This window comes from Pseudarthrobacter cellobiosi (assembly GCF_023913755.1).
GTDB classification, from domain to species: Bacteria; Actinomycetota; Actinomycetes; order Actinomycetales; family Micrococcaceae; genus Arthrobacter; species Arthrobacter cellobiosi.
Genome location: NZ_JAMXBJ010000015.1, coordinates 1 through 13,598, shown reverse-complemented (window position 1 = coordinate 13,598; position 13,598 = coordinate 1). Strand labels below are relative to the sequence as shown.

Annotated in this window: 10 protein-coding genes; 5 read left to right on the top strand and 5 right to left on the bottom strand. The window is 61.0% G+C overall.

Annotated features, from left to right (window positions below; translation table 11 throughout):
* Positions 1-284: 284 nt before the first annotated feature.
* From NG696_RS00370 to NG696_RS00350, 5 genes are all read left to right on the top strand, one after another.
* Positions 285-1,145 carry a DMT family transporter gene (locus NG696_RS00370; RefSeq protein WP_308291918.1) on the top strand — a complete coding sequence of 287 codons (861 nt, stop codon included), beginning with the start codon at positions 285-287 and terminating at the stop codon, positions 1,143-1,145.
* On the top strand, positions 1,142-1,642 hold the full coding sequence (locus NG696_RS00365; RefSeq protein ID WP_252573507.1) for a GAF domain-containing protein: 501 nt from the start codon (positions 1,142-1,144) through the stop codon (positions 1,640-1,642). The genes NG696_RS00370 and NG696_RS00365 overlap by 4 nt, the downstream gene beginning before the upstream one ends.
* Before the next feature lie 489 nt (positions 1,643-2,131).
* Positions 2,132-3,121, top strand: coding sequence for a 2-hydroxyacid dehydrogenase (locus tag NG696_RS00360; RefSeq protein ID WP_252573506.1), 990 nt, complete (start codon positions 2,132-2,134; stop codon positions 3,119-3,121).
* 482 nt (positions 3,122-3,603) lie between these two features.
* The gene (locus tag NG696_RS00355; protein WP_252573505.1) at positions 3,604-7,182 is read left to right on the top strand and encodes a proline dehydrogenase family protein; all 3,579 of its coding nucleotides are present in this window, start codon (positions 3,604-3,606) and stop codon (positions 7,180-7,182) included.
* A 122-nt stretch (positions 7,183-7,304) separates the two neighbouring features.
* Positions 7,305-7,448, top strand: a complete 144-nt coding sequence (locus NG696_RS00350) for a hypothetical protein (protein WP_252573504.1) — start codon at positions 7,305-7,307, stop codon at positions 7,446-7,448.
* 543 nt (positions 7,449-7,991) lie between these two features.
* Here the strand turns inward: NG696_RS00350 and NG696_RS20885 are convergent.
* From NG696_RS20885 to NG696_RS00325, 5 genes are all read right to left on the bottom strand, one after another.
* The gene (locus NG696_RS20885) at positions 7,992-8,189 is read right to left on the bottom strand and encodes a thiolase family protein (protein ID WP_252573508.1); all 198 of its coding nucleotides are present in this window, start codon (positions 8,187-8,189) and stop codon (positions 7,992-7,994) included.
* A gap of 472 nt (positions 8,190-8,661) precedes the next feature.
* The gene (locus NG696_RS00340) at positions 8,662-9,984 is read right to left on the bottom strand and encodes an ISL3 family transposase (protein WP_252573503.1); all 1,323 of its coding nucleotides are present in this window, start codon (positions 9,982-9,984) and stop codon (positions 8,662-8,664) included.
* Positions 9,985-10,293: 309 nt separating this feature from the next.
* Positions 10,294-12,312: a CocE/NonD family hydrolase gene (locus tag NG696_RS00335; protein ID WP_252573502.1), complete on the bottom strand. Its 2,019-nt coding sequence runs from the start codon at positions 12,310-12,312 to the stop codon at positions 10,294-10,296.
* Between the two features lie 12 nt (positions 12,313-12,324).
* Entirely contained in the window at positions 12,325-12,948 is a 624-nt protein-coding gene (locus NG696_RS00330) for an NAD(P)-dependent oxidoreductase (protein WP_252573501.1), read from the bottom strand.
* 205 nt (positions 12,949-13,153) lie between these two features.
* The gene (locus NG696_RS00325; protein WP_252573500.1) at positions 13,154-13,348 is read right to left on the bottom strand and encodes a hypothetical protein; all 195 of its coding nucleotides are present in this window, start codon (positions 13,346-13,348) and stop codon (positions 13,154-13,156) included.
* Positions 13,349-13,598: the final 250 nt, after the last annotated feature.

Sequence of the window (13,598 nt, the reverse complement as noted above, 5' to 3'; positions counted from 1 at the left end):
CCAGGACCACCGGTGTCAGCAACGCGAAGGCCGAACCAACGAGCATGCTTCGGCGGGAAAAGTGGCGGGACTGAGAGGGATCGATCAAGCTACCCATCAAGGGTTACTCCTTTGTAATTGCTTTCCGTGACGATCTATTTGTTGTAGTGTACGAATAAATCGTGATGTAGATCAATAGTTTTGGGAAAATTACTTCGGCGCGAAGCAAAAGCGACGAGCAAAGAGCCGGTTACGAGGGGAAGGTTGTCCGTGTGCAGGGATGGTTTCGCAGACCCGATGTCCTTATGGTCCTGATGTCCGCACCGACCTATGTCGCTACCCGTGAGGCCCTCAAAAGCCTGTCACCACAGGATCTAACCCCCGTGCGTTTCCTATCCGCCGCCGTGATCCTGGGTGCATTTCTGCTCCTGAAGCGGCAGCGGCTGCGGCTGACTGTTCGGGACCTGCCGAGAACGCTGGTCGTCGCGCTGCTCGGGTACGCCGGCTGCGGACTACTGATGAACCTGGGCCAAACCACCGTGCCGGCCGGCACTGCCAGCCTGTTGCTGAATATCTCACCTATCTTCGCGTTCTTCCTCGGCTATCTGGTGCTGCGGGAACGGACGAGCAAGCGGGGCTATCTAGGGATCGTGACAGCACTAGCAGGCGTCATCGTAATCACGCTTGGCGGCTCGGCTGCAGTCGGGTTCAACGCGGATGCGCTCTATATCGTGGCTGCAGCGCTGGTCCTGTCCGTGTTCCTCATCGTCCAGCAGCCGCTGCTCAACCGTGTGCACCCGGTTGAAGTGGTGTTCTGGGGCAGCGCCATAGGTGGGCTGGCCTCCCTGCCGGCGGCAAAGTTCGATACGGACCCTTCCAGTTTCACCGAATCAACCTGGCTAGCCCTTGCTGTCCTGACCGTGATGTCCACCGCACTGGCCTCCAGTTTCTGGAACTTGTCACTGCTCCGGACCAGCGTGGCCGAAGGTGGTGCACTGCTGTATGTCGTCCCGGTTTTCTCACTCCTGCTCGGTTGGCTCCTACTCGGAGAAGCGCCGAATACCGCATCCATGCTCGGCGGGGCCGCCGCACTTGCCGGCGTCTTCATGCTCAGCCAAACCACACCCTCAGTTATCCAGCCCGAAGTAAAGGACCCTGTCCCGTGAAACAGCCGTTTGTCTATGAAGATATCGCCGCCATACGAATTCCGGCGCAAATAGCCGAGGAACTGCGCTCACTGGCAGCAGAAGCCAGACAACGGCTTGGGGGCGAGCTCGTGACTGTTTCTCTGTGGCGATCGGATTACCAGGATCTTGTCCGGGTCTTTTCCAACCAGCCCGAGATATACCGGCCCGGCGGAATTTCGCGCGAACTCGGGGCGGACTGGGTCCGCAAATGTGTCGTCGAACAGGTGTCGTTCCTGGCCGAAAATGAAGACACGATCAATTCGGATGCGTTCGAGAACCACGACGTGTTATCCGCCCTGGGTTTGGGTGCCGCCATCAACGCCGTGATAACCGACGCCGGTGAATTTCTGGGCTGCCTCAATCTGCTCGACCGCGCGGGAGCATACTCGCCGGCAGACGTGGCCGTGGCCGACACATACGCTAGAAAGTTTGCGCCAGTGGTGCAGCAGCTGCAAACGCTGTTACCCGCCGAGTAGGCCCGAAAATGCGACGTTCAAGGAGTGCGTCACGAGGAACTGTCTCCACCCTCAAGGTATGCACCAGCCGGAGTTGTGATGCACCAAGAAGGGCCTGCTCGGCATGGACTTGACCAGATCAAATCGGCCCCGAGCCGCGAGGAGCCCTCGGCGTGATTTTTAGCTCTCGAACCGCACGCGGACCTGCGCGAAGTGACACTACGGGGGCGGCAGCCAGCCTACGACGAAGCCCTCCATCAAACGCAAGGTCACAACGGTGCGCGAAGCGGTGCGTCTTGGCGTGCCGGAAGCCAGATTCGAAGCGAAGGCCGGCGGACCTGGTTCCATCGAGAGCGAACCCTCTGCCGGTGGTCAACCTATCCCAAGGTCTCCTCGCGGAACCGCCAACCACCGGAGCTCCAAGTCCACCTAAAGCACGCGCTGCAAGGCCGAGGCCTTCCAGCGGGTCATCGCGTCACACGTCCGTACCTGAGAAGAGAGTTAATCCATATGAGAAGCCGCTACCTGGTCACGACTGCCATTCCGGGTCTTGGCCTCCCGCTGCTCAGAGAAGCCGGGGAGGTAACTATCCTGCCCGAAGCGCCGGACTACGAAACCCTCGCAGCGCTATGCGCCTCCGGCGATTACGACGTCGTCCTCACCCAGCTGCGGGACGTCATCGATGCCCCGCTACTGGCCCGGGCCCGGATCCGCGGCGTTTCCAACTTCGCAGTGGGGTACAACAACATCGACTTGGACGCAGCCACGACTGGAGGCGTCATGGTCGCCAACACCCCAGGAGTGCTAACCGACGCTACGGCCGACATTGCCCTGCTGCTCATCCTCGGCACCGCCCGGCGCGTGGTTGAGGCGGACCGGCTGGTCCGCGAGGGACGGTTCAAGGGCTGGGCGCCGGAGTTGATGCTCGGCTCCGACGTCTCCGGGGCCGTGCTGGGACTGGCCGGCTTCGGGCGGATCGCCCGTGCCGTCGCCCGGCGGGCCATCGGCTTCGGCCTCGAGGTCATCTTCTCACCCCGCCCACCCGGGGACCGCCCAGTCAGTAACGAGGAACTGGGCGAGTTCGCCGGCCGCGTCCGACAGGTGCCGTGGGATGAGTTGGTGAAGCGCAGCGACTTCCTATCCCTGCACGTGCCGCTCACGGACCGGACACGGCACCTGGTCGACGCCGCTGTGCTGAAGCGGATGAAGCCGGAAGCGATCCTGATTAACACCGCGCGCGGTCCAGTCGTAGACGAAGCCGCGCTGGTGCAGGCTTTGGCTAACGGGGAGATCGCAGGCGCGGGTCTGGATGTCTTTGAGGACGAACCGCGACTGGCTGTAGGCCTCGCAGACCTGCCGAACACGGTGCTGCTCCCGCATATCGGCAGCGCCACGGTCGCGGTCCGCAATGAAATGGCGAGGCTGAGCGCACTTAATGCCATCGCCATCGCGGAAGGCCGGGTGCCTGCACACGCCGTAAATCCCCAATCCTGGACATGAGCAATTTGGCGCGGGCCTGAATGTTGTTGAGAAGCGCTACAGCGGTCTCGAACATCTTTGCAGGGCCCGTCCCCGTCGTGGGCGGCCAGGTGTTCAGTGTGTCCCGGTCCACCAACACACCCCTTGCGCCAGCCACACCGCCGATCACGGCACGGCCTAAGCTCCCGGATTGGACCTTGTGCCCGGATACGTAACGAGTGTGGCTGCACGCTCGGGGGCTCATTGATTGGATTTCGACGCTGATGCCATGCGGCGCCTTCGCCTTCTCTGTCTTAGTCTCGTAGGGCAAAAAGCGAGATTAGCCAACTCATCGTGATTTCTGAACAGTACTGTGCAGTAAACATCGCTTTTCCTAACCGTCCTTCCGTTTCATACTGAATTCGGACCCCACTGGTCCCCCCCATTCTCCTGGTTGCCAATAGGCCGTACCAGAATGCCCAAGCCGGCTAAATGCCAACGAAATCCCTTCGAGGAGTACCGCCATGAATAACACTGCAGAGACCAGGGCCAAGCTGGTTCAACCTGGCGATTTGGCCGAGGAGGCCGTGGCATTAGTCCGTCGCTGGCTGGCTGAGGGGGCAAAAGTTCCCGTTGACGCCGCCGCTGCGCAGTTGGCCGGCGTTTTGAAGGACCCTCAGGGTTTGGCCTTCACCGTGGGCTTTGTCGACGGCGTTGTCCGCCCGGAGGACAAGGCTGTGGCTGCCAGAAATCTGAAGGTGCTCGCACCCACAGTCCCTGCGTTCCTGCCCTGGTACATGAAGTCCGCCGTCGCTCTTGGCGGCTCCGTCGCGCCTGTTGTGCCAGGCGTGGTCATCCCGATTGCACGCAAGGTGCTGCGCGACATGGTTAGCCACTTGATCGTCGATGCGACCGACGCCAAGCTCGGCCGTTCGATCGCGAGGATCAAGAAAGAAGGCATCAGGCTCAATGTGAACCTGCTCGGTGAAGCCATCCTCGGTGAGGGTGAAGCGGCACGCCGGCTGGAGGGTACCCGGAAGCTCCTGGCCCGCGATGACGTCGACTATGTCTCCATCAAAGTTTCCTCCACGGTCGCCCCGCACAACCACTGGGCCTTTGACGAAGCTGTCGGCCATATCGTGGAAAAGCTCGCCCCGCTGTATCGCCTTGCGGCATCCTCCTCCCCGCGCAAGTTCATCAACTTGGACATGGAGGAATACAAAGACCTCGACCTGACCATCGCGGTCTTCACCCGTCTGCTCGAGATGCCCGAATTTCGCCACCTTGAAGCCGGCATAGTCCTGCAGGCCTACTTGCCCGACGCCCTGAGCGCCATGATTGGGCTGCAGGAATGGGCAGCAGCCCGTACCGCAAACGGCGGGGCCCCGATCAAGGTCCGCGTCGTTAAGGGCGCCAACCTGCCCATGGAGCTGGTCGATGCAGACCTGCACGGGTGGCCGCTGGCCACCTGGGGCTCCAAACAGGACTCCGACACCTCATACAAAGCCGTCATAGACTACTCACTGACGCCCGAAAGGATTCGGAACGTCCACATCGGTGTGGCCGGGCACAACCTCTTCGACGTCGCCCTCGCCCATCTGCTGGGCAAAGCCCGCGGAATCACCTCCGGCATCGAATTCGAAATGCTCCTCGGAATGGCCACCGGTCAGGCTGAAGCCGTCAAGCGCGACGTCGGTTCCCTGCTGCTCTACACACCGGTCGTGCACCCCAGCGAGTTCGACGTAGCCATCGCCTACCTCATCCGCCGTCTCGAAGAGGGCGCGAGCCAGGAAAACTTTATGTCTGCAGTCTTCGAGCTGGACAAGAATGAAGCCCTGTTCGAACGCGAAGAGCAGCGATTCCTGGCCTCCCTCGCTGCCCTCACAGATACGGTTCCCGGACCAAACCGTGTTCAGGACCGGACCCGCTTTGACGCCGATGCCGCTTTGACGGAGGCGATCTCCCGGGCACGGCTCGAAATGGGCGGAATTGGTCACGGCGGGCCCACAGCCAGCTTCACCAACACCCCCGACACCGACCCCGACTTGCCGGCTAACCGCGTGTGGGGCCGCGCCATACTCAACCAGGTCCCGTTATCACTATTGGGCAAAGAAACCGCCGAGAAGTATGAACTGGGCACTAAGGACGAACTCGAGACAGTCATCGAAACGGCTATTGCCCGCGGCAAAAAGTGGGGTGCCCTCACCGGGGCCGAGCGAGCCGCTGTTCTCCACCGGGCAGGTGTCCGCCTCGAAGCACGCAGGGCAGAGCTGTTGGAAGTCATGGCATCAGAGTGCGGCAAGACCCTGGACCAGGGCGATCCCGAAGTGTCCGAAGCGATCGATTTTGCTCACTACTACGCAGAACTGGCCAAGGAACTGGACAACGTCGACGGCGCAGAGTTCATCCCCTCGAAGCTCACCGTCGTCACTCCCCCGTGGAACTTCCCCGTGGCCATCCCGGCGGGCTCCGTCCTCGCCGCCCTGGCCGCCGGCTCCGCCGTCGTCATCAAGCCAGCCCGCCAGGCACGTCGTTGCGGTGCAGTCATGGTCGAGGCCCTCTGGGAAGCGTTCGACGAAGCAGGCGTCGACCGGGACGTGCTGCAGTACGTCCAGGTAGCCAAGCGGGAACTCGGCAAGGCCCTGGTGTCCCACCCCGAGGTGGACCGGCTCATACTCACCGGTGGGTACGAGACGGCAGAACTGTTCCGATCATTCCGCAAGGACCTGCCCCTGCTCGCCGAGACCAGCGGCAAGAACGCCATCATCATCACCCCCAGTGCAGACCTGGACCTCGCTGCACGCGACGTCGTGCAGTCCGCATTCGGTCACGCCGGACAGAAATGCTCCGCAGCCTCACTGGTCATCCTCGTAGGATCCGTCGCCACATCACGGCGCTTCAACCAGCAACTGGTCGATGCGGCACGCTCGTTGAAGGTCGGCTACCCTGTTGACCCGCAGACCCAGATGGGGCCGGTCATCGAACCGGCGAACGGGAAGCTGCTTGGCGGACTCACTAAGCTCGGTGCCGGAGAGCAGTGGGTGCTCGAACCGCGCAAACTTGATGACAGCGGCATGCTCTGGAGTCCCGGTATACGTACTGGCGTCAAGCGCGGCAGCGAGTACCACAAGACCGAATACTTCGGACCGATCCTGGGGGTCATGGTTGCCGACACCTTGGAAGAGGCGGTCAGCATCGTCAACGATATCGACTACGGGCTTACCTCCGGCCTGCATTCTCTGGACCCCGCCGAGCTGCGGTACTGGCTGGACAACATCCAAGCGGGAAACCTCTACATTAACCGGGGCATCACCGGAGCGATCGTGCGGCGCCAGCCCTTCGGCGGGTGGAAGAAGTCGGCCGTCGGCGCAGGCACCAAGGCCGGTGGCCCTAACTACTTGGTCGGCCTCGGAGCATGGAAGGATGCCCCGATCGAAGCCGCCCCAGTGACCCAGCCCGGTGCACCGGCCCGGCAGATCCTGACCGCAGCTGCTCACCTCGCCAGCACAGGGACCATCACTGCGGCAGATGTCGCCTGGCTCAAAGCGGCGTTAATTGCAGATGCCGAGGCCTGGACGACAGAATTCGGTGCAGCACGCGACATCTCAGGACTCAAGGCCGAGCGGAACATCTTCCGCTACCGGCCCCTGCCGGTAACCATCCGCTACGAGGCGGCAACGTCCGGACACGGGTTGGCCGAACTGCTGCGCGTCGTCTCAGCCGGTCTGATTGCCTGGGACGGACGGCCGGAGCTCAATGCTCTGACAGTCAGCACCCCTGAGCCACTGACTGACGTTGTCGCACGGGTCCTTCGGGACCTCGGGGCCGTTATGGCGGTCGAGAACTCTGCAAGCTGGGCATCCCGGGTCCAGCGTTACGCGGGCAAGACCGGCCCGGAGTCGGGAGTCCGGATCCGCCTTATCGGAGCACCGGTCTTCGAGACAGCCGAGGCCGCCGACGGCAAGCCCGACGTCGCCATCTACTCCAACGATGTGGTCGCCGCCAGCCGTGTCGAACTGCTGACCTTCCTGCAGGAGCAGGCAGTCTCCATCACTGCGCACAGGTTCGGCACACCAAATGACCTTTCCGGTGCCCTTATCTAGAACAACCAACGGCAAGGCCGGGTCCGCCCATTGCAATGGCAGAGACGGACCCGGCCCGCAATCAAGAGCCGCTTGCCGGAAATTGGCTGGCTTCGCACGCCCGACAACCTAAAAGTCCCACCATGTTGCTCGTGACGGCCGGGATTGTCTGCACAATCACATCAACCCTCGGCCTCGGAACCGGTCTGGTCCTGCTCGCAGTGGGCGCAGGAGGTGTTTCTGCCGGAGTGATGACGCGGGACACCCAGCAGACAGCCCGGAGTTAGTTCACAGAAACCAGGTCGAATCCATGATGAAGAAACGTATTCCCACAAGCGGCTCTCCGGCAAGAACTCCCTCAAGTGCCGTGGAGCGAAGACAGGTGAACAGACATCTCAGTGGGTGGTGGGTTCAGGCTGGTGGGCAGGACCACTGGCACGCTACGAGGGAAGCATCATTGCCGCTGACAAGAACAGTCCGTGGCTTCACCGGCTCGAACTGGTCCCCCTGCGTCTCCTGGACACCGTTCGCGAGTAAGTCCCGCCCATGCCAACCAAAGTACGCCCATCCCGCAGTAGGAGCCTCCATTGAATGTTACTAGCCAGCCCCGCCCTGAAAGCGCCGTTCAAATGCTGCCACATCCCTTGGACGCTGATAGCGGCCGACGAATGACTCCATTTGTCCGCAGCCCAAGGCTGACACTGCAGGGATTCCCGTCTGCCCAGGATGTCTGCGACGATGGCTGCCACTACTGCGAGGGGCCGGAAACCGACTAGCACCCGTCCGCCTCCGAAGTCCGGCCCGATGAGGCTTTTGCCTTTCGGATACCCTCATCGGAATCCACCGCCAGCGCGGGCCTCTGCGCTGCGAAACCTCATGGGTGCGATCTCAGCGTTGAAGATGCCGGCGGCGCGGGCGGCGGCCGCACGCTGGTACGAGCGTGCGGCGACCTGCTCCTGTCCCTGACGGCTGAGGCATCCAGTAACAGGCCGTGTGCATCCCGTTCGCTTTGCTTTATGTAGGTCAATTGGAGGTTTCTGTCCGATCCGTTATCCGGCTCGTTCGCGCCTTGTCCAAGGATAGAAAGTTCGGGAAGTGGTTCCACAGGATGTCGAACTTCTCGTTCGGCCCTAACATGCCAACGATAGGGTCCGCGGGTGTGCAACACCTGTTGCCCCGGCAATGTCGCGGGTCTTTAAAGCGCTCCATGATCGTAGAGACCCTGGTTGGCTGACCATAACCAGGCCAGGATTCTTCAGTGTTTGGAAGGTGCACCAATTCCCGAGCTAGATTTCTCCGCCAGCGTTGGACTCTGGACGCCGCAAAGAGGGCTCCATCCCTCCTGCCCCTCTGAGCAGGATGTCCTACGAATTGAAAGGCCATAGATTCTGGCTGCCGCTCATACGCACCGTGCCAGAGATTTACGAGTCAGAATAAACCACACCCCAACCTGACGTCAGGCAGCCACTTGACCACCGTCAGAATAGGGGCCCTTCGTCTCTAAGCGTGGTTGGGTGATTTCTTCCTGTACGGCCGGTGGCCTCCTGCCGCGAGAAGGTTTCTGATTCTGTAGTTTTCGAAGTTGCGGAAGCAGCGGGCGATTCTGCGGGTGGTTTCGATGATTCCGTTGATCGCTTCGGTAGGGCCGTTGGAGGCGCCGCCGGTGTCGAAGTACGCCAGGATCGCTGTCTTCCAGGCCCGCAGGCTGCGTCCGAGCTTGGCGATCTCCGGGATCGGGCAGCTGGGGAAGCTGGCGAGGATCTCGGTGATCAGCTCGCGTCCCTTTTCGGGCCGGGCGTGGTAGACGGCCCGGAGCTTTTGATAGGAGTGCCAGGCGATGGTCACCTCGCTGTCCGGGTCGCCGGCCTCAAGCTTTTTCTCTAGCCTGGCGACTTGTTTCTCGGTGAGGGATTCGATGCCTTGTTGCAGGGTTCTGCGGATGCCATAGAGCGGGTCGTCCTTCCGCCCGCGGTGACCGAGAGTGTCCTGCTGGACCCGGCGGCGTACGTCGTCAACCATGCCGGTTCCTAGCTTCACGATGTGGAACGCGTCGACCACAGTGATGGCCTCGGGTAGTTCGTCGCGGATGGCGTTGGCGTAGCCGCGGAACGGGTCCAAGGTGGCGACCTTGATGCCAGTGGTGAAGCCGGGCCCTTGTTCTTTGAGCCAGTCGCCGTAGGCCTTCCCGGAACGGCCCGGGACCAGGTCCAGCAGCCTTGCATGGACGTTGCCGTCGGCGTCGCGGGTGTGGTCGATGATGCCGGTAACCATGCCGGTGCCGGGGAACCCGGTGTGTGTCCAGACGTGCTCGTCCACGCCGAGGGCGTCAATGCCAGCGAGGCGTTCGGGCTTTCCAAGCCGGCGGGTTGCTTCGGCCTCAATGCCTTTCCAGAGGGCCCGCCAGGAGACGCCGAGCTGGTGGGCGAGGGCGGAGACGGATGTGTCGTATTTCTCCAGCGCATCGGTCGCCCAGCGGACGGCCCGGTTGGTCAGGATCGCCCGTTTCCCGGCCAGTGGATGTTCTTCGCTGAAGACTTTCCTGGGGCAATGTTCGTCCGGGCAACGCCACAGCCGTTTGGCCCACGCGAGCCGGACGTGCCGGCCGAAACACGGGATGTCATGCAGACGGATCTGCCGCCGGCCGTGGCCCACGGCGACGACACCACAGGCGGGGCAACCATTGATGGTCTGGTCGGTTTCGACATGGACAATCAGGCCGGTGGCGGTCTCGGCGACGGAAGTGACGTGCACGCCGGGGACACCCAGAAGGGTATCGGCACGCTCACACCACCGCCCGCCGGAGCAGGAAGTAAAGTGGGACAAGTCAGGGTCTCTTTTGAAAATGGTTGTTTAGTCGCTACCAATTCAAAGAGACCCTGACTTCTCTCTCCCGCCGCCACGCCGGTGCCGCTCCAAACCCTGAAACTCAGCTGGGCCTAACCACGCTTAGAGACGAAGGGCCGCTTATACGCTGGGGTTCCGCCAGGCTCTAGGACGGGAACCGGTTGCCCAACTCGCTCGGAGACGAGGCGCCGGATCCCGCCCTAGATCTTTCAACTTCTGGATTTCACGATCAACGGTGGTCCCCTACCCGTAGCTACTCGATGGCCCAGGGTAGCCATCAAGCGCCATTTAGGCGTTCATACGCTTTATGACGGGCTTCCAGCTTCGTGTGAATATCAGGTCATTTCCCTCGATAACGTCTAAGTCGCAGGTCAAAAGAAAATCTTCCTTCGTCGCTGCAAGACGTACCTTTGATTTGACGGTCGCGGTCCATTCGTCGCGCTTGAACGTGATCTCCTGCCTGTACTCTGTCGAGGCGCTGGTCGGCTCGTCAAGCTGGATACTTTGCTCGCGTTCGATGTTGTACTCCATCGCCCAGTTGATGTCTCGAAAGAGGTTGAGCCCCTCGCCTGCATAGGCACCGACGCCACCGATGACCTTTCTCGTCAAACTGTTGTTCGCGATGTCGAACGTGATGAGACGTTGGTATTCGTTTCCCTCGCTGAGCCTGAGCGTATCGGGACCTGGCGCCGACTGAGGCTCCCCGAAAAGCACCGGTGTACTGCTCACCTCACGAAATACGGGGAGCGAGACTGAGCTCACACCACGCACGCGAATTTGAGTCCGTTCGGCAGATGGCCAAACCATTGGCCAATATGACGGCGAAAGGGATACCCGCAGCCGATGACCTGCCGGAAAGTGATATCCACTAGCGCTAAGATCGATCTGGATGTCATACCACTCTCCCGGCTCGAGGTCCTTGGGGAATTCCGACCCCTCCCGATGAGCGAGGTTCAGAATGCCGAAAGCAACTCTTGCGACAGACCCATCGGGGCGAATGTCGTTTAAGCGGGCGGCAATCATGGCGTCAGGCCGATCCGAGCTCACCTGAAGCCGAAGGACGCTCCCCCCCAGAATCTCCAAAGGCTCGTCCAAAGGATCGCTGTCAAAACAGAGAGACAGCGAGTCATCGTAACGTTGGTCTGGCGCCTGCTCGTGAGGTAAAGCAAAGCCCCCCCAGTCTCCGCCGAACTGGCCAACGGCAAGGTGGTAAGGAAGGGTCTTTTCCGACAATTCTCCAATGTCACTAGCCAGTCCGTGGTCTGTGAGATGCCAGACCTCATTTGAGGTTGAAGGGGAGGGCCAGACGTCCTCTCCCACCCACCGGCCCTCCCGCGATTCATGGTGAGTATCTGGAAGCTCACTAGTCTGAATGAAGGCCCTGAGTTTTGGCGTGCTCATGACGTCATTGTCGATGTCTTTTAGCCAGTAGTCATACCAGCGGATGACCTCTTGGAGGAAACCGATCGCAGGCCCCGGAGCTCCGATATGTGGGAAAAGGTGGGCCCAAGGCCCCATTATGCATTTCGTTGGGCCAGGGAGTCGCTCTGCCATTCGCATCATCGCAGTCCTGTAGCCATCAACCCATCCGCCTACGAGTAGTGTGGCAGCTGAGATCTGGCTATAGTCCTCACAGATCGAGCCATGTTTCCAATACTCGTCGCGGTGTTGATGACGGAGCCACTGTTCAAGCGGGAACTCTAGATTTGTAAGCCTTTCGGTCCAAGCCTCCCGCCAATCTTCCCCGAGAATTGCAGGGTCCGGGGGCCGAGGCATGAAAGTCTGAAGGGCTGCCCCCCAATCAATTCCATCGACTAACAGTGAACCACCCATGTAATGGACGTCATCCCCGTAGCGGTCGTCCGTGGCGCATACAGGGACAATCGCACGAAGGGCAGGAGGCTGCCTGGCGGCTATCTGCAAGCAGTTAAAGCCCCCCCACGATTTGCCGATCATACCCACGGCGCCACTGCACCACGACTGCTTGCTCAACCACGCAATTGCGTCTACAGCGTCATCCTGCTCCTGCAGCGCATACTCGTCCACCATCACCCCACGGGACTCTCCCGACCCGGCCATATCCAGTCGTACTGCGACATAACCATGTTGGGCGAAGTACGCATGCATTGGTTCGTCACGCCCGCGCGTGAAGTCTCTCTTCCTGTACGGGATGTACTCGAGAATCACCGGCAACTTCTCAGTTGTTACAGGTTTCCAAACACGAGCAGAAAGTTCCCTCCCGTCTCTCGTCGGAATTATCAAATGTTCGATGACCTCTACCGCGAACAATGAATTAGCTGTGCTCATTTTACCTTCCAATCAGTAGAACGGATGCTTGAAAAAAGTCGTGGTGCGCCCGCCGATACACCGGTTAGTGGCGGCTGTTGTATTAGGCGGCGGCCGTGGCCAGGCATCCCGGGTGGCGGCATGATCTGGGATTCGTCCGCTGGCCATCGCAGTGGCATTTAGGGCGCTGAGGCGGGACATCTCGGCACGCACTGAGACAGTCGCGCTGCCCATGTGCGGCAGGAGGATGGTGTTGAGCAGCTCGGTCAGGCGCAGCCCCAGCCGTCGTTCATTTTCGAAGATGTCCACGCCCGCACCCGCGATCCCGCCATGGCGGAGCGCTTCGACGACCGCGGATGACTTCATGCGGTCGAGGACCTCCCCGACTACGAGATGATGCGTGTCCTCATTGAGGGGCACGTGTAGTGCGACGTAGTCGCTCTCAGCCACGAGTTCGTCCCGTCGGAACTCTCGGACTTTTCTGGCGAACTCCCCGAGCTTGGAATCCTTGACGGCGCGGTCGCTGGGCGCGGCGGGCGCTCGGTTTCGGGATGGAGGTGCTCCTCGCACCGCGACCTGTGCCTCGGGTAGGAGATGCCGGGGGAAGCCCTGGTACGCGACTGGCCGCAGGAACCGCTCGATGGAGGCAGTGCCCACGGAGGTGCCGTGCGGAATGCCAGGTCGGGTGTTCCTGAGTAGGCCCCAAGGCCCCGGGCACCTTCGTCCGGGCTCACTCGGAGGCGACATAGAAGCAGTGGCGGAGATAGCAACGGCAGTCCCTGATTGGAAGGCGACTTGAGCCGATTTGGCGAGGTGGTTCAAAGACGAGAGCAATGACGCTGTTGTCACCTTGGAAAATTCGCTAAGCACGAAGGATTTCCACTTCGTCTTCTAAGAGAATGAGCTTTCGTTCATTGAGGTCTTGAAGGCGGACCCACATAGTTGCGCGGTCATCGGTGAAGTCATCGATAATCCCAGGTTCTCCGCTGTATTCGCCATATAGAAGGCGAACCTGATCACCGCGTTGCAGGTCGGACCAGCTGATTACATCGTTCAATTCACAAGCCTCCTTTGTTAGGCGAGTGTGGTGCCCTTCCGGGCCGACCACGCATAATGCGGGGCAGTATCCGCCGGTACTTGGGATAGGCGCACGGGCCCTTGGTCGTCACGAAATGACCTAACGTTTTTCATATTTCGCGGGCTGGCTCTTCCTTCCTAGACTGCTGCTGGGGCTAGGCGGCTGACCAGCTCGGAGATGGGTGCGTGGCACTTGATGGTGTGGGTGGCGGAGGCCTGGATGGTGGGTG

Bases quoted from the DNA above. Each gene is read 5' to 3' on its own strand.
- NG696_RS00360 (WP_252573506.1), top strand. From the start codon at position 2,132: ATGAGAAGCCGCTACCTGGTCACGACTGCCATTCCGGGTCTTGGCCTC.
- NG696_RS00335 (WP_252573502.1), bottom strand. From the start codon at position 12,312: ATGAGCACAGCTAATTCATTGTTCGCGGTAGAGGTCATCGAACATTTG.
- NG696_RS00350 (WP_252573504.1), top strand. From the start codon at position 7,305: ATGTTGCTCGTGACGGCCGGGATTGTCTGCACAATCACATCAACCCTC.
- NG696_RS00370 (WP_308291918.1), top strand. From the start codon at position 285: ATGGTCCTGATGTCCGCACCGACCTATGTCGCTACCCGTGAGGCCCTC.
- NG696_RS00355 (WP_252573505.1), top strand. From the start codon at position 3,604: ATGAATAACACTGCAGAGACCAGGGCCAAGCTGGTTCAACCTGGCGAT.